The 15183-nt window shown below is 72.5% G+C and carries 14 protein-coding genes and 1 tRNA gene; 6 read left to right on the top strand and 9 right to left on the bottom strand.

Annotated features, from left to right (window positions below; translation table 11 throughout):
- Nucleotides 1-197 precede the first annotated feature (197 nt).
- The 6 genes from thrB to ACFYYT_RS06350 all read right to left on the bottom strand — a co-directional run bounded on the left by thrB (nt 198) and on the right by ACFYYT_RS06350 (nt 7078).
- A complete protein-coding gene (thrB, locus tag ACFYYT_RS06375) occupies nt 198-1136 on the bottom strand; it encodes a homoserine kinase (protein ID WP_351822310.1) in 939 nt (312 codons plus the stop codon).
- A 332-nt stretch (nt 1137-1468) separates the two neighbouring features.
- Entirely contained in the window at nt 1469-2539 is a 1071-nt protein-coding gene (thrC, locus tag ACFYYT_RS06370) for a threonine synthase (protein ID WP_351822307.1), read from the bottom strand.
- Nucleotides 2540-2545: 6 nt separating this feature from the next.
- A complete protein-coding gene (locus ACFYYT_RS06365) occupies nt 2546-3838 on the bottom strand; it encodes a homoserine dehydrogenase (RefSeq protein WP_351822304.1) in 1293 nt (430 codons plus the stop codon).
- A 167-nt stretch (nt 3839-4005) separates the two neighbouring features.
- Entirely contained in the window at nt 4006-5397 is a 1392-nt protein-coding gene (gene lysA / locus ACFYYT_RS06360) for a diaminopimelate decarboxylase (RefSeq protein ID WP_351822301.1), read from the bottom strand.
- Between the two features lie 19 nt (nt 5398-5416).
- Nucleotides 5417-6472, bottom strand: coding sequence for an ArgS-related anticodon-binding protein NrtL (gene nrtL / locus ACFYYT_RS06355; RefSeq protein ID WP_351822298.1), 1056 nt, complete (start codon nt 6470-6472; stop codon nt 5417-5419).
- An 81-nt stretch (nt 6473-6553) separates the two neighbouring features.
- Nucleotides 6554-7078 carry a response regulator gene (locus ACFYYT_RS06350; protein WP_385322110.1) on the bottom strand — a complete coding sequence of 175 codons (525 nt, stop codon included), beginning with the start codon at nt 7076-7078 and terminating at the stop codon, nt 6554-6556.
- Between the two features lie 52 nt (nt 7079-7130).
- On the opposite strand from ACFYYT_RS06350, the gene ACFYYT_RS06345 reads away from it, so the two are divergent.
- From ACFYYT_RS06345 to ACFYYT_RS06335, 3 genes are all read left to right on the top strand, one after another.
- A tRNA-Arg gene (locus tag ACFYYT_RS06345) sits at nt 7131-7202 on the top strand.
- Nucleotides 7203-7683: 481 nt separating this feature from the next.
- Entirely contained in the window at nt 7684-8664 is a 981-nt protein-coding gene (locus ACFYYT_RS06340; protein ID WP_351822295.1) for an HNH endonuclease, read from the top strand.
- Nucleotides 8665-8758: 94 nt separating this feature from the next.
- Nucleotides 8759-8986: a hypothetical protein gene (locus ACFYYT_RS06335; protein ID WP_351822292.1), complete on the top strand. Its 228-nt coding sequence runs from the start codon at nt 8759-8761 to the stop codon at nt 8984-8986.
- A gap of 52 nt (nt 8987-9038) precedes the next feature.
- Here ACFYYT_RS06335 and ACFYYT_RS06330 read toward each other — a convergent pair whose 3' ends face one another.
- On the bottom strand, nt 9039-10271 hold the full coding sequence (locus ACFYYT_RS06330; protein WP_351822289.1) for an MFS transporter: 1233 nt from the start codon (nt 10269-10271) through the stop codon (nt 9039-9041).
- 260 nt (nt 10272-10531) lie between these two features.
- Here ACFYYT_RS06330 and ACFYYT_RS06325 point away from each other — a divergent pair, with 260 nt between their 5' ends.
- The gene (locus ACFYYT_RS06325) at nt 10532-11527 is read left to right on the top strand and encodes an XdhC family protein (RefSeq protein ID WP_351822286.1); all 996 of its coding nucleotides are present in this window, start codon (nt 10532-10534) and stop codon (nt 11525-11527) included.
- Nucleotides 11528-11579: 52 nt separating this feature from the next.
- Complete coding sequence (locus ACFYYT_RS06320) at nt 11580-11984, top strand: DUF6479 family protein (RefSeq protein ID WP_351822283.1); 405 nt, start codon at nt 11580-11582, stop codon at nt 11982-11984.
- Between the two features lie 169 nt (nt 11985-12153).
- Here ACFYYT_RS06320 and ACFYYT_RS06315 read toward each other — a convergent pair whose 3' ends face one another.
- A complete protein-coding gene (locus ACFYYT_RS06315; protein WP_351822405.1) occupies nt 12154-13047 on the bottom strand; it encodes an ATP-dependent DNA ligase in 894 nt (297 codons plus the stop codon).
- On the bottom strand, nt 13047-13940 hold the full coding sequence (gene ligD / locus ACFYYT_RS06310) for a non-homologous end-joining DNA ligase (RefSeq protein ID WP_351822280.1): 894 nt from the start codon (nt 13938-13940) through the stop codon (nt 13047-13049). Before ligD ends, ACFYYT_RS06315 begins: the two co-directional genes overlap by 1 nt.
- Before the next feature lie 31 nt (nt 13941-13971).
- Between ligD and ACFYYT_RS06305 the strand changes: the two genes are divergently transcribed.
- Nucleotides 13972-15168 carry a Ku protein gene (locus tag ACFYYT_RS06305; protein WP_351822277.1) on the top strand — a complete coding sequence of 399 codons (1197 nt, stop codon included), beginning with the start codon at nt 13972-13974 and terminating at the stop codon, nt 15166-15168.
- Nucleotides 15169-15183: the final 15 nt, after the last annotated feature.

Here is a 15183-nt window from a genome sequence, read left to right as displayed (position 1 = left end):
CAAAGCAGTCGGGGAGGCTCCCGGAAGAAAGGTGGTCCCGGATGGGGACACTGAGCACCGAGCCATGGCGGCTTCGGATGCGCACTTGAGACTAACACTACCGGATCCAACAGACATTCCCCCTCTCAATCACCGGCTATAGCCCCCTCCGCAGGTGGGCGGCCTGCCCGGCCGCCCGCCCCCGGCGGGCCGTGTCGTCACGACACGGACTGGCCGCCCTGGGCACCCAGCGGAAGGACGCTCGCGCCCGCGGCGTCGAGGGCGAGCCGGTTGGCCGCCCACCCCTCGCCCGCGAGCCGCGCGACCTTGTCGGCCGCGTCGTTGTCGACCAGCGCGAGGACCGTGGGGCCCGCGCCGGAGATGACCGCGGGGATCCCGTCCGCCCGCAGCCGGCCCACGAGCGCGACGCTCTCGGGCATCGCCGGGGACCGGTACTCCTGGTGCAGCCGGTCCTCGGTGGCGGGCAGCAGCAGCTCGGGACGCCTGGTCAGGGCCTCCACGAGCAGGCCCGCGCGGCCCGCGTTGACGGCCGCGTCCACATGCGGCACGGTGCGCGGCAGCAGACCGCGCGCGGTCTCCGTCAGCACCGGGTTGGAGGGCACGAAGACCACCGGAACGATGGAACCGGCCGGGTCCATACGGATCGCCCGGGCACTGCCCCCGTCCATCCAGGCGAGCGTGAAGCCGCCGAGCAGACAGGCGGCGACGTTGTCGGGGTGGCCCTCGATCTCGGTGGCGAGCTCCAGCAGCGCCGCGTCGTCGAGCTTCGCCTCGCCGCCTATCGTCACGGCGCGGGCGGCGACGATGCCGGCGCAGATGGCGGCCGAGGAGGAGCCGAGGCCCCGCCCGTGCGGGATGCGGTTGGCGCAGACGACCTCCAGGCCGCGCGGCTGGCCGCCCAGCAGGTCGAAGGCGGTGCGCATGGACCGTACGAGGAGGTGGCTCTCGTCCCTCGGGAGGGTGTCGGCACCCTCGCCCGCGATGTCGATGTTCAGGCCGGAGTCGGCGACGCGGACGACCACGTCGTCGTAGAGCCCCAGAGCCAGACCGAAGGCGTCGAAGCCCGGGCCGAGGTTGGCACTGCTGGCGGGGACGCGCACGCGTACGGCGGCGGCGCGGAACGCTGGACCTGCCATCGGTCGATGACACTCCTTGTGACTGTGCGAGATCTGGTGGCGGTGCGGGATCTTCGCTGCGAAATGTACTGGACTGCGTACGACACCCGAAGGCCCCCGGGGCAGCACCACGGTCCGGGGCGCGGTGGCGGATGTAAGTACAGCGTATCGAAGGAAGGTTCTCCCGCGACATAGGGCGCACAGGAGGCGCACGATGCGTGTCGCGGCCCTCCCGGCGGGCCGCCGCGGATTCCGGTGCCGTACGGGGCCCCGTTGCCGGGTTCCGGAAGTTTCCGGAACCCGGCAACGGGGCTGACGGGGCGCGGTGGCCCCGGGGGTCTGGCGGGCCCGGGTCAGATCAGGCCGAGACGGGCGGCCGCGGCTTCGGCGTCCACCGGAATGGTGACCGGCGCGGGAGCGCCGGCGACCGCCCAGTCGGGGTCCTTCAGGCCGTTGCCGGTGACGGTGCACACGATCCGCTGGCCCGGGTCGACCAGGCCGGCCTCGGCGGCCTTGAGCAGACCGGCCACCGAAGCGGCCGAGGCGGGCTCGACGAAGACGCCCTCCTGAGCGGCCAACAGGCGGTAGGCGGCCAGGATCTGGCGGTCCGTCACCTCGTCGATGAAGCCGCCCGACTCGTCCCGTGCGGCCAGCGCGTAGTCCCAGGAGGCCGGGTTGCCGATGCGGATCGCGGTCGCGATGGTGTGCGGCTCCTTGACGATCTCCCCGCGCACGATCGGCGCGGAGCCGGAAGCCTGGAAACCCCACACGCGGGGCGTACGGGAGGCGAGGCCGTCGGCCTTGTACTCCTTGAAGCCCTTCCAGTACGCGGTGATGTTGCCGGCGTTGCCGACGGGCAGCACGTGGATGTCGGGGGCGTCGCCGAGCGCGTCCACGATCTCGAACGCGGCCGTCTTCTGGCCCTCGATGCGCACCGGGTTGACGGAATTGACCAGCGCCACCGGGTAGTTGTCGGACAGCGCGCGGGCCAGGTCCAGGCAGTCGTCGAAGTTGCCGTCAACCTGCAGGATCTTGGCGCCGTGCACCAGCGCCTGGCCCATCTTGCCGAGCGCGATCTTGCCGCGGGGCACGAGCACCGCGCAGACCATGCCGGCGCGCACCGCGTAGGCGGCGGCGGAGGCCGAGGTGTTGCCCGTGGAGGCGCAGATGACGGCCTTGGCGCCGTCCTCCTTGGCCTTGGTGATGGCCATGGTCATGCCGCGGTCCTTGAAGGACCCGGTGGGGTTCGCGCCCTCTACCTTGAGGTGCACCTCACAGCCGGTGCGCTCGGAGAGCACCTGGGCGGGGACGAGGGGAGTGCCACCCTCGCGGAGCGTGATCACCGGAGTCGTGTCCGTCACCGGCAGGCGGTGGCGGTACTCCTCGATGATGCCGCGCCACTGGTGGGTGCGATTGCTGCTCATGGGTCCTTACTCCCCTTCAACACGCATGATGCTGGCGACACCGCGCACGGTGTCCAGCTTCCGCAGCGCCTCGACGGTCCCGGAAAGGGCGGCGTCGGGCGCGCGATGGGTGACGACGACGAGGGAGGCCTCGCCGTCCTTACCCTGCTGACGGACGGTGTCGATGGAGACACCGTGCTCCGCGAAGGTCGTCGCCACCTGGGCGAGCACGCCCGGCTTGTCCGCCACATCGAGGCTGATGTGGTAGCGGGTGACGACGTCCCCCATGGTGCTGACCGGCAGCTGGGTGTACGCCGACTCGCCGGGCCCCTTTGCCCGGGCGAGCTTGTTGCGGCAGACCGCGACCAGGTCGCCGAGTACCGCGGACGCGGTCGGGGCGCCGCCCGCGCCGGGCCCGTAGAACATGAGCCGCCCGGCGGCCTCGGCCTCGACGAAGACCGCGTTGTACGCCTCGCGGACGGAGGCGAGCGGGTGGCTGAGCGGGATCATCGCCGGGTGCACGCGGGCCGTCACGGACCGGCCGTCGGCGGCGCGCTCCAGGATCGCCAGCAGCTTGATGGTGCAGCCCATGCGCTTGGCGGAGGCGAAGTCCGCCGCGCTGACCTCGGTCATGCCCTCGCGGTAGACGTCGTCGAGGCGCACGCGGGTGTGGAAGGCGATGCCGGCCAGGATGGCGGCCTTGGCGGCGGCGTCGTAGCCCTCGACGTCGGCGGTCGGGTCGGCTTCGGCGTACCCGAGGGCGGTGGCCTCGTCGAGGGCCTCCTGGTAGCCGGCGCCGGTCGAGTCCATCTTGTCGAGGATGAAGTTCGTCGTGCCGTTGACGATGCCCATCACGCGGTTGATCTTGTCGCCGGCCAGGGACTCGCGCATCGGTCGGACCAGCGGGATGGCGCCCGCGACGGCGGCCTCGTAGTAGAGGTCCAGACCGTGCGTCTCGGCCGCGGCGTGCAGCGCGGCGCCGTCCTGGGCGAGCAGCGCCTTGTTCGCCGAGACGACGGAGATGCCGTTCTCGAAGGCGGTGGTGATCAGGGTGCGGGCGGGCTCGATGCCGCCGATGACCTCGATGGCCACGTCGATGTCGCCGCGTTTGAGCAGGGCGGTCGCATCGGTGGTGATCAGCGCCGGGTCGATGCCCTCGCGCACCTTGGAGGGACGGCGCACCGCCACGCCGGCGAGTTCGACGGGCGCGCCGATCCTGGCCGTCAGATCGTCGGCGTGCGTCGTCATGATGCGCGCCACCTCTGAGCCGACCACTCCACAGCCCAGCAGCGCCACCTTCAGCGGACGCGTACGCATCATTCGACCTACGCCTTTCGATCTTCCATCCGTAACCCGCGCGCGGATGCGTGCGGGTCCTGAACCAGTCTCACTCAATGGACAGCACTTTCCATCCTCGGTCCATTGAGTGAGACACCGTTGGGATACCTATTTTGGGGGTCCGGGGGCTTTCCCCAGAAATATGGGAATCACCCGAGGTCGAGACGCAGGAGATCTTCCTCCGTCTCGCGCCGGACGATCACCCGGGCCTGCCCGTCGCGCACGGCGACGACGGGCGGGCGGAGCGCGTGGTTGTAGTTGCTGGCCATGGAGCGGCAGTACGCCCCGGTGGCCGGGACCGCGAGGAGGTCGCCCGGCGCCAGGTCGGCGGGGAGGAAGGCGTCCTTCACGACGATGTCGCCGCTCTCGCAGTGCTTGCCGACGACGCGGACCAGCATGGGCTCGGCGTCCGAGACGCGGGAGACCAGGGTGACCGCGTACTCGGCGTCGTACAGCGCGGTGCGGATGTTGTCGGACATGCCGCCGTCGACGGAGACGTAGGTACGGAGCCCTTCGAGGGGCTTGATCGTCCCCACCTCGTACAGGGTGAACGCCGTGGGGCCGACGATCGCGCGGCCGGGCTCCACGGAGATCCGGGGGGCCCGCAGCCCGGCGCTCTCGCACTCCCGGGCCACGATCTCGGTGAGGGACTTGGCGATCTCGTGGGGCTCGCGCGGGTCGTCGGCGGAGGTGTAGGCGATGCCGAGGCCGCCGCCGAGGTCGATCTCGGGAAGCTCGACGCCGTGCTCGTCGCGGACGGCGGCCAGCAGCTGGATCACCCGCTTGGCGGAGACCTCGAAGCCGGCCATGTCGAAGATCTGGGAGCCGATGTGCGAGTGGACGCCGAGCAGTTCGAGGCTCTCGTGGCCCAGCGCCCGGCGGACGGCTTCGGCGGCGGAGCCGTCGGCGACGGCGATGCCGAACTTCTGGTCCTCGTGGGCGGTCGCGATGAACTCGTGCGTGTGCGCCTCGACGCCCACCGTCACGCGGATCTGCACGGGCTGGCGCACACCGAGCTCGCGGGCGACGTGCGCGACGCGGGCGATCTCCTGGAAGGAATCGAGGACGACGCGGCCGACGCCGGCCTCGACGGCCCGGCGGATCTCGGCCTCGGACTTGTTGTTCCCGTGGAAGGCGATCCGGTCGGCGGGCATTCCGGCGGCGAGCGCGGTCGCCAGCTCCCCGCCGGAACACACGTCCAGATTCAGTCCCTCTTCCTTCAGCCACTTCACGACGGCCTTGGAGAGGAATGCCTTGCCGGCGTAGAAGACGTCCGCTTCCTTGCCGAAGGCGTGGGCCCAGGCGCGGCAGCGGGCGCGGAAGTCCTCTTCGTCGAGGAAGTAGGCGGGGGTGCCGAACTCCTCGGCGAGCCGGGTCACTTCCATGCCGCCGACGGTCACGACGCCGTCGTCGTTGCGCCCGACGGTGCGCGCCCAGACCTTCTCGTCCAGCGCGTTCAGGTCGGCGGGCGGCGGTGCGTAGTGGCCCTCGGGCAGGACGTCGGCGTGGCGGGGCCCGGCGGGGTGCGCGGAACGGCTCATCGGAATCTCTCTTCGCGGGTCACAGGAAGTCGGGGGCGTCCATGCCGAGCAGGGCCAGGCCACCGGCCAGCACCGTCCCGGCGGCTTCGGCGAGGGCCAGCCGGGCACGGTGGGCGGCCGAGGGTTTCTCGTCCCCTCGGGGCAGGACGTGGTGCTGGTGGTCGAGGAGCACGTCGGCGACGGTGACGAGGTGCCGGCAGAGCCGCTCGGGCGCCCGGTGGTGCGCGGCGGCCTCGAGGACGAGGGGGTGGTCGGCGAGCAGGCCGGCGAGGGCGCGGCAGTCGGCGGCGTCGGCTTCTGCCGTGTCGGAGGCTTCTGCCGTGTCGGGGGCTTCTGCCGTGTCGGGGGCTTCTGCCGTGTCGGGGGCTTCGGCGGCTTCGGCGGGGAACCCGAGGCCGGCGGCGCCCCGTACGAGGGCCCGGGCGCGGGAGTGGGCGTACCGGACGAGGAAGGGCTCGTTCGACTCGTCCTGGGCGAGGAGCCCGGAAGGGAAGGAGGGGGTCTCGCGGGGCGGGACGGCGAGCATGGCCCAACGGGCGGCGTCGGCCCCGAAGCGGGCGACCACGTCCCCGTCGCGCCGGGCGACGGGGGCGACGGCGAGGTCCTCCCCCTCTTCCCGGCACCCCTGGGCGGCCCGGATCCGGGCGACGGCCTCGCGCACGGCCCGCTCGCGGGGCCCGACGGCTTCGGCCCAGCGGAAGGGCCCGGCCTCGAAGGCCCCCTCGGCGTACCCGTACCGGGGACCGCGGCGCAGGACCTCCCGTACGAGGGCGGCGTCGGAGCGGGGGGCGAGGGTGAAGTTGAGGAACCCGGCGCCGGTGACGTCGACGCGGGCGATCCCGGGCTCCGCGCGCAGCAGCGCGGCCAGGGTGTTCGCCACATCGAGGGGGGCCCGCCGGGCGCGGTCGGCGCCCTTGGCCAGCTGGAAGGCGACGGGGCTGGCGTACTCCCCCGCACCGCCGGGCCGCGTCCGCTCGACGACCACCCGCTCGGGCACGGTCCCGCCCAGCTCACCGCCCTCGACGGCACGGCGTACGGCGCGTACGACGGCACGAGAGAGGTCGGCGGGAATCACGGCACCCAGCCTAGGCGAGAAGGCCCGCGCGCCCGCATCTGGTTTCGCCATGTGAACAGGAACGCGAAACGCCGGGTCCCCTCACACGCCGCGGCCGGCGGGCGCGCCGCCCTTGCGCTCGCGCCGGTCCTTGCGCTCGACGAGCCTGCGCACGACGCGCACCAGCTCGGCGGGCTCGAAGGGCTTGGCGACGAACGCGTCGACCCCGGCGGCGATCCCGGCCTCGACCTCGTACTGCGCACAGGCACTGACGATGGCGACGGGCAGGTGCCGGGTCCGCGGATCGGCCCGCAACTGCGCGGCCGCCCCGAACCCGTCCAGCCGGGGCATGACCACATCAAGGGTGATCGCATCGGGCCGCACGCGGTGGACGATGTCCAGACACTCGGCACCATCGTTCGCGGTCACGACCTCGAAGCCCTCCAGCTCGAGATTGACCTTGATCAGCTGCCGGATGACCTTGTTGTCGTCGACAACAAGCACCCGGCCCGAGGCGCCTGGCACAACTCGAGAGTAGGTCGCCCTAAGCTCCCGCGTCCGGGTTTTCGCCACTTCCACCCCCTCCGGGCGACCGGCCCGCCCCTCCCGCCCAAAACGGTTCCTGATCACCCCGGGGAAGCTGGTAGTGTTCAACCCGTCGCCGCAACGCGGACGACGCGCCCCCGTAGCTCAGGGGATAGAGCAACGGCCTCCGGAGCCGTGTGCGCAGGTTCGAATCCTGCCGGGGGCACTCCAGCTGCTAGTGTGTAAGTGTCGCTGACCAGCTGAAGTGCCAAGCATGAAGGCCCGAACTCAGTCCCACTGAGTCCGGGCCTTTGTCGTTGTCACGCACTGGTCGCGACAGACCTGCGATGGACACCGCGAGCCGGACAGACGGCTATACATAGGGTCTGCGGCCCCCACTCGCGCAGTGGCACCACGGCCGCTGTCCGGACCCCCCCCTGCGGCCTCGCCCCAGAGAGCGCGAACCACGTAGCACGATCCGGAGCAGGCCACCGCCGGGCTCATGATGCGGCACCCATGCCCCTGGGCAAGAGCCTTGTGATGGCCGAGTCAGGGCACGACGCCGGCGATCGAGGCCCTCAGAGCCACACGTCAGTCACCTCCGCTTGGCGCACCTCGCTGTCACCCCCAACCGTCCGAATGCGGGCAGCGATTCAGGATCGGTAGTTGCCAAGCTCATCGTCAGTGCCTGTTCGTATGATCCCTCCATGGATGCGGTGGAGGTCGCGACAGCGATCGCACGTGGCAACGCTTGGTCGTTCTTGGTCGTGGGAGAGGAACGGCAGTTCCAGGGGAACGCCGGCTACGAAGACGTCGTGGAGGAGTCCTACAGCTACGACTCGACTGTCGGAAACCATCGCCGGGTGTCAGTGGGTGATCTTGTCGTCGTCCGTACCGGCCGCGAGGCCCTTGGCATCGGGTACGTGGAAGAGGTGGAGGTGATACCTGACCAGGAGAAGCCTCGTAGTCGGTGCCCGCAGTGTGGGAGCACCGGGTTCAAAGAACGGACGTCCCAACAACCCCGCTACCGGTGCAGCCCGTGCGCCACCGTCTTCGACCACCCGAGGGTCGAGACGATTCGGGTGACCAACTACAGGGCTCACTACGGCGGGACCTGGCAACCCCTCGAAGGCAGCTTGGACAAGGCGCGGCTGGCCGAACTCAGCCTCAGCCAGTCCGACCAGCAGTCGATCAAGGCCATGGACAGGGCGAAAACGCTTGCTGCGGTGGCATCACGAGGGATTCGCCTCCCCCGTCAGAGCCGGTCGGCCGTCGCACAAGGGCACCGCCCCTTCGAGTTGCCAGGCGGGCGCAGGCGAACGACGGCAGCAGCTCGACGCGGTCAGGATGCATTCCGCAGAGCCCTGGTCCGCCAGTACGGGCTGGTCTGTGCCGTAACCGGCGCGGCGCCGGCAGAGGTGCTGGAGGCCGCACACCTTCGGCCGTTTTCGACGACGGAGCGGCATCTCATCGGGGAGGGGCTGCTCCTGCGCTCGGACATCCACCGACTCTTCGACAGCGGCCTACTGGCCATCAGTCATGACCTGACCGTGCGGGTCGCACCGAGCATTGCGGGCCACGCCGCATACAGCCACTTGGACGGTTCATGCCTGCACATTCCGGAGGCAGCCCCACTGGATCGCGCAGTGATTGCGGAGCACCACGCCGCGACCATCGCCACGTGGTGACGCGGATGTCCGCGGCCTGCTGCATCGTTTGGTCTACCGGGGTTTCGGCCCTGGGGAGGACGACCGGGGGCCGAAGGCGGGAGAGGGTTGGTCCGTGCGGACAACCATCGGATACACCCTCGAAAGCATCGGCTACGTCATAGGAGCCCAGGGGCTCATCAGCTTCGTCTCGATGACCTTCTTCGGCGCGGAGTGGGGCTGGATGCACAAGGTCGTCGACCTTTCGTCCACCGCCTGCCTCGGTGTCGTCGTCGTGGCGCTCGCGCTCGTCGTCGGCGGGGTGAAGACGCGGAAGGCGCCCGGGCGGCGGGGGGCCGCCTGACGGGCGGGCGCGTCCGGCGTGCCCTGCGCTCGTGACGCGGCCGACTCGCGCCTCAGGGGCCCGGGTTGGGGTCCGGTCGGCGGGTGAGGGACGGGAGGGTCGTCAGGGCGAGGGTGGCGGCGGAGAGGGAGACGAGGCCGCCCGCGGAGAGGGCCCAGCGCGGGCCCCAATGCTGGGCGAGGAAGCCCGTGACGAGGGCTCCCAGCGGGGTCGTGCCCTGGAAGATCACCGTGTAGAGGGCCATCACCCGGCCCCGGTAGGCGGGGTCGGAGCCGAGCTGGACGCGGTGGTTCGAGGCCTGGGCGAAGTACATCATCGTGAAGCCGGTCAGGATCAGCAGCAGGCAGGCCACCGGCAGGGTCGGTGCCAGGCCCGTGACGGCCTCGGTGGCGCCGAACGCCAGGGCCGAACCCGTCACCACGAGGGCCGTCGGCCGGCCGCGGCGGGCCGTGGTGGCGAAGGCGGCCAGCAGGGAGCCCGCCGCCAGGGAGCTGCTGAGCAGGCCGAAGGCCGTGGAGTCGGTGTGGAACTCGGTCTTGGCCAGCAGGGGCAGCGTCAGCTGGAAGTTGAACCCGGCCAGGCCCAGTACGCCGACCAGCGCCAGCGGCAGCATCAGGTCCGGACGCCGGCCGATGTAGCGCAGCCCGTCCACCACCCGGGGCTTGGCCGGGCGGGCCGCGGCGACGTGGAGCTCGGCCGGGCGCATCAGGGCGACGCTGATGACCGTACCCAGGTAGCTCACCGCGTTGATCAGGACGACGGCCGCGACGTCGAGGCGGGCGATGAGGAAACCCGCGAGCGCCGGGCCCGCCACCCGCGCGGCGTTGAAGTACGCCGCGCTCATCGCGGAGGCGTTCGGCAGGAGTTCGCCCCCGACCATCTCGCCGACGAACGAGATCCGGGTCGGCGCCTCGACCGAGTTGACGGTGCCCAGGGCCAGGGCGAAGAGCCAGATGTGCCAGAGCCGGACCTCGCCGAGCAGGATCCACAGCCCGAGCGCCAGCGCGAGCACCCCGGACGCGCCGTTGGCGAGCATCAGCAGGCGCCGCTTGCTGTGGCGGTCGGCGAGCCGGCCCCCGTACAGGGTCAGCAGCAGCACGGGCGTGAACTGCAGGGCCGTGACCACGCCCAGCGCGCTGCCCGAGTCCCCGGACAGCTCCAGCACCAGCCAGTCCTGCGCGACGACCATCATCCAGGTGCAGGTCACGGAGAGCAGCTGCCCCAGGACGAACAGCCGGAAGTTGCGCACCGACAGGGACTGGAAGGTGCGCCTCAGGGTCTCCACGGTTCGGTCGGTTCCCTTTCCACAGCCCCGCGCCGCCACCGCGGCCGCCTGGGGAACACGGTCGTCCCGCTCCCTCGATTCTGCGTGGTGCCGGTCCGCGGGCCACTTCCGGTGGTCTGTACGAGGGGGGTGGGGCCGGTCTGTGGGTTTTGGGGGGTGGGTGGAGGGCGGGGGCGTGCGTAGGGTGGTTGACGAGGCCGCGTTGTGCCGTTGACCTGGCACTTTGCGGGAAGACAGGCGGACGGGATGGGGCTACGAGGATGCGTGAGCTGGCGGAGACCGCACGGCGGTGGGTGGCCGAGGGGCGGGTCGCGTTCCTGGCGCGGCCGGTGACCGAGCAGGGGTTCGGACCGCGGGATCCCGCCGGGGCCGTGCTCGTGGACCCGCGGGGCGAGTGCGTGGGGGCCCTGTACCGGGGGGTGTTCGACGCCGAGCTCGTCGCGGAGGCGGGTGCGCTGGACGGGGACGGGGACGGGGCCGGGGACCGGGCCCGGGTGTGCGAGCTGTCCGTGGGCGCCGGTGAGGCCGTCGAGGCGCGGCTGACCTGCGGCGGCCAGGCCGAGGTGCTGTTGCAGCCGCTGGCGGCGGTGCCGGAGCAGTGGTGGGAGCTGCTCGGCACGGGGGCCGGGGTGGCGCTGGTGACGCGGCTCAACGAGGCCGCCGACCGGGCGGAGAGCCGGGTCGTACGGGTCGGCGGGACGCCCGCGGACGACGCCGAGCGGCGGGCCGGGGAGCTCCTCGGGACGCGCCGACCCGGGCGGGACGCCCTGTACGGGGGGTCCGGGCTGGTGCTGGTGGAGGCGTACCCCTCGGCGCCGCACGTGGTGATCGGCGGGGCCGGGGAGCTGGCCGAGGTCATCGGGGCGCAGGCGGCGCTGCTGGGGTGGGAGGCCGTCGCCGTGGAGAGCGCGGCCGAGGCGGAGAAGGTGCTGACCGCCCATCGCGACGCGGCCTGCCTGGTGCTGCTGAGCCACGAGCCGGACTTCGACGTGCCGGCCCTGCGTACGGCGCTCGCGCTCGGGATCCCGTACGTCGGGGCGCTCGGCTCCCGCCGGACCACCGCGCGGCGCCGGGAGGGTCTGGTCGCGGCCGGGGTACGGGAGGCCGAGCTGGCGCGGGTGCACGGGCCGATCGGGCTGGACCTCGGCGCCAAGACCCCGGCGGAGACGGCGCTGGCGATCTGCGCCGAGATCCTCGGGGTGCTGGGCGGCCGGGAGGCACAGGGGCTGCGGGACTCCGACGGCCCGCTGAGGTGATTCTTTTCGGTCGACCGCGTGAATCCTGACTAAAAGCGGGAAAATAGGACGTATGAACACGACCCTGATCTCCCTCGCGTTGGACAGGACACTGACCAACATCGCGTGGTTCCTGGTCGTCGGGCTCGCCGTCGTCGGAGTCCTGCTCGGCGGATTCGTGCTGGGCAGGCGGGTGCGCGACCACGAGCCCGCACCCCCCACCCCCGAGACGCAGCCCCACCTCCCGCAGGGCGGTGCGGTGTACGAGGTCCGCGAGGAGCGGGATTACGTCGAGATCCCCGAGGGCGGTCTGCGCCCGCACGAGATGCAGGGGTACGGGAACTTCGGGTCCCGGACCCACGATCACCCGGTCGAGGCCCGCGCGGAGCGGGAATCCGGCTACGCACCGCAAGAGGGGCCGGGCCCGCACCCGCAGCCCGGCGCCCCGCCGGACGCGGGCCGCGGCGCCCACGCCTGACCCGGGACCCCCGGCCCCGGGCCCGCGCCCGGCCCGGCACTCCGATCCCGCCCCCGGGCCCACGCCCGACCCCGGACAGCCGGACACCCGTCCCCGACCCCTGCCCCCCCTGACGACCGAGACCTCTGGCCCGCGTCCGCCGCGGGTCAGAGGTCCGTCTCCGTCCGGGTCACAGGAGGTCGGTCCGCAGCCGGAGCACCTCCGGCGGCGGATGCCGGGCCGAGCTGCGCCGGACCTCGGCGGCCAGCGGCGGGTCCAGCGGGCGGAACGGCACTTCTCCGAGGCCGATCGCGGTGACGGTGGCCCCGGCCGGGGCCGTCCGCGTACGGGCCGCGACGGCCGCCGCCACCTCCGTGCGCAGCGCGGCCGACAGCGGGCTGGAGACCAGCGGCTCCTCGTCGTCCTCCCCCGGCAGCACCAGGACGAGCGCCTTCGGGTGCCGCGGGGTGCCGGTGAAGCCGACCACGGCCGCGTCCGCGACGTCGGTGTGGCGCAGCTTGCGCCAGCTGCGCCGGCCGGCCGGATAGGCCTCGTCGAGCCGCTTGACGACCAGGCCCTCGATGCCACTGGCGGGCAGGGTCTCGTACCAGGTCTCGGCGAGCTCCGGATCGGTGGTCATCGGTACCGGTTGCAGCGGCGGGCCCAGCGGCAGGAGCAGGTCGACGAGGAGCGCCCGGCGGCGTTCGTAGGGCCGGCCGCGCACGTCGAGCCCGGCCAGCTCCAGCACGTCGAATGCGGCGTACGAGGCGGGCAGGGACTGCGCGAGCACCGCGGCCCGGACCCCCGTGGCGGCCGCGGCGCGCCGCTGGACCAGCGCGAAGTCGGTGCGCCCGGCGTGCCAGACCACCACCTCCCCGTCCAGGACGGTTCCGGCGGGCAGTTGCCGGGCGGCCGCCACCAGCTCGGGGAAGGCGGCGGTGACCACGCGGCCGGAGCGGGCCTGGAGCACCACGTCGGCCGTCGTGCGCCGGACGAGCAGGCGGTGGCCGTCGAACTTGGGCTCGTACGCCAGTCCCGCCCCGCGCGGCAGGGTCCGTACGGACGCGGCCAGCGCCACCCGGATCACGGCAGTCTCCCGGCCCGGTCCGGGTCGGTCAGCGGGGCGAACAGGTCGCCGTCGCGGGCCAGCCGCGGCGCGATGTCGTCGGCGAGGAACACCAGGTCGGAGGGGTCCCGGCTGTCCCGGCAGGCCTCGGTCTCCGCCCACGAGACGGGTGCGGAGACGGTGGGCAGGGGGCGGGCGCGCAGCGTGTAGGGGGCGGCGGTGGTCTTGGCGGCGGCATTCTGGCTGTGGTCCACGAAGACCTTTCCCGGGCGCAGCGCCCGGGCCATCCGGTGCACGACGAGGCCCGGGAGGGCGGCCTCGGCCTCCTGCGCGAGGGCCTTCGCGTACGCGGACACGCGCGCGGACGGGGTCGGCTCCAGGGCGACGGCCAGGTGCAGGCCCTTGGAGCCGGAGGTCTTGACGTGGGCCTCCAGGCCGTCGGCGGCGAGGCGCTCGCGCAGCCAGAGGGCGGCGGCGCAGCATTCGACGACGGTGGCGGGCGGGCCGGGGTCGAGGTCGAGGACGATCCGGTCGGCGACGGCCGGGCTGCCGGCGGTCCACTGGGGGGTGTGGAGCTCCACGACGAGGTTGGCGGCCCACATGAGGGTCGGCAGGTCGCTGACGACCACCTGCTCGGCGCGCTCGTCCTCGGAGTGCGGAACGGGGGCCGTCCTCACCCATGCGGGGGTACCGGGCGGCGGGTTCTTGGTGAAGAAGAGCTGCCCGTCCGGGCCGTCGGGGTAGCGCAGGAAGGAGACCGGGCGGTCGTGGACGTGCGGGAGCAGGGCGGGCGCGACGGTGGCGTAGTAGTGCAGCACCTCGCCCTTGGTGAAACCGGTCCGCGGGTACAGGACCTTGTCCAGGTTGCTGAGCGCGATGCGACGCCCCTCCACCATGGTGATCGGCGTCATACGATGAGATTGCCACGAATCAGGAGGAACCGTGCGATCCATTTGGAACGGGGCGATTTCCTTCGGCTTGGTCAGCATCCCGATCAAGCTCGTCAACGCCACCGAGAGCCACTCGATCTCCTTCCGTCAAATCCATGTGACGGACGGGGGCCGCGTCCGGTACCGCAAGGTGTGCGAGCTCGACGGCGAGGAGGTGCCGGCCGCCGAGATCGGCAAGGGGTACGAGGAGGCGGACGGGTCGATCATCCCGATCACGGACGAGGACCTGGCACGGCTGCCGATCCCCACCGCGAAGACGATCGAGATCGTCTCGTTCGTACCCGCCGAGGAGATCGACCCGCTCCAGATGGACGCCGCCTACTACCTCGCCGCGAACGGCGCGACGGCCGCCAAGCCGTACACGCTGCTGCGGGAGGCGCTCAAGCGGAGCCGGAAGGTCGCGATCGCCAAGTACGCGCTGCGGGGGCGGGAGCGGCTCGGCATGCTGCGGGTCGTCGACGACGTGATCGCGATGCACGGCCTGCTGTGGCCGGACGAGATCCGCGCCCCGGAGGGCGTGGCCCCGGAGGGGTCGGTGAGCGTGCGCGAGGCCGAACTGGACCTGGCCGACGCGCTGATGGCCACCCTGGGGGAGGTGGAGATCGCCTCGCTGCACGACGACTACCGGGAGGCCGTGGAGGCCATGCTCGCGGCGAAGGCGGGCGCCGGGTTCGAACCGGCGGAGCCGGCGGCGGAGCCGGCCGGTGGCCAGGTCATCGACCTGATGGCGGCGCTGGAGAGCAGCGTCCGGGCGGCGAAGGCCTCGCGCGCCGGGGGCGATGGCGGTGGCGGTGGCGGTGACGCCGCCGACGCCGGGGGCGGGGCCGAGGTGACGCCGATCCGGCGGAAGGCGGCGCCGGCCCGGTCGGCGGCGGCCGCGCCGAAGGCGGTGGGCGGGAAGAAGTCGACGGCCTCGGCGGGGGCCGGGGCGGCCGGGAAGGCGGCCGCCGGGCGGAAGACCGCGTCGGTGGCCAAGACGACGGCCAGGACGGCCAAGTCGGGGGCTTCGGGGGCCTCGGCCAAGTCGGGCGGATCGGCGGCGGCCGCCACGAAGTCGGCTTCGGCCACCGCCAAGTCCACGGCGGCGCGCGGCAAGCCCGCGGCCGCGAAGTCCGGCGCGGGAGCCACGAAGAAGGCCACGGCCGCGGCGGCCAAGAAGGCGGCCCCCCGCAAGCGGAGTTCGGCCTGACCCGGGTGCCGCGCC

The organism is Streptomyces sp. NPDC002032 (assembly GCF_042890765.1).
Lineage (GTDB): Bacteria > Actinomycetota > Actinomycetes > Streptomycetales > Streptomycetaceae > Streptomyces.
The sequence above is the reverse complement of the archived record's forward strand: the minus strand, read 5'-3'. Positions and strand labels throughout refer to the sequence as shown.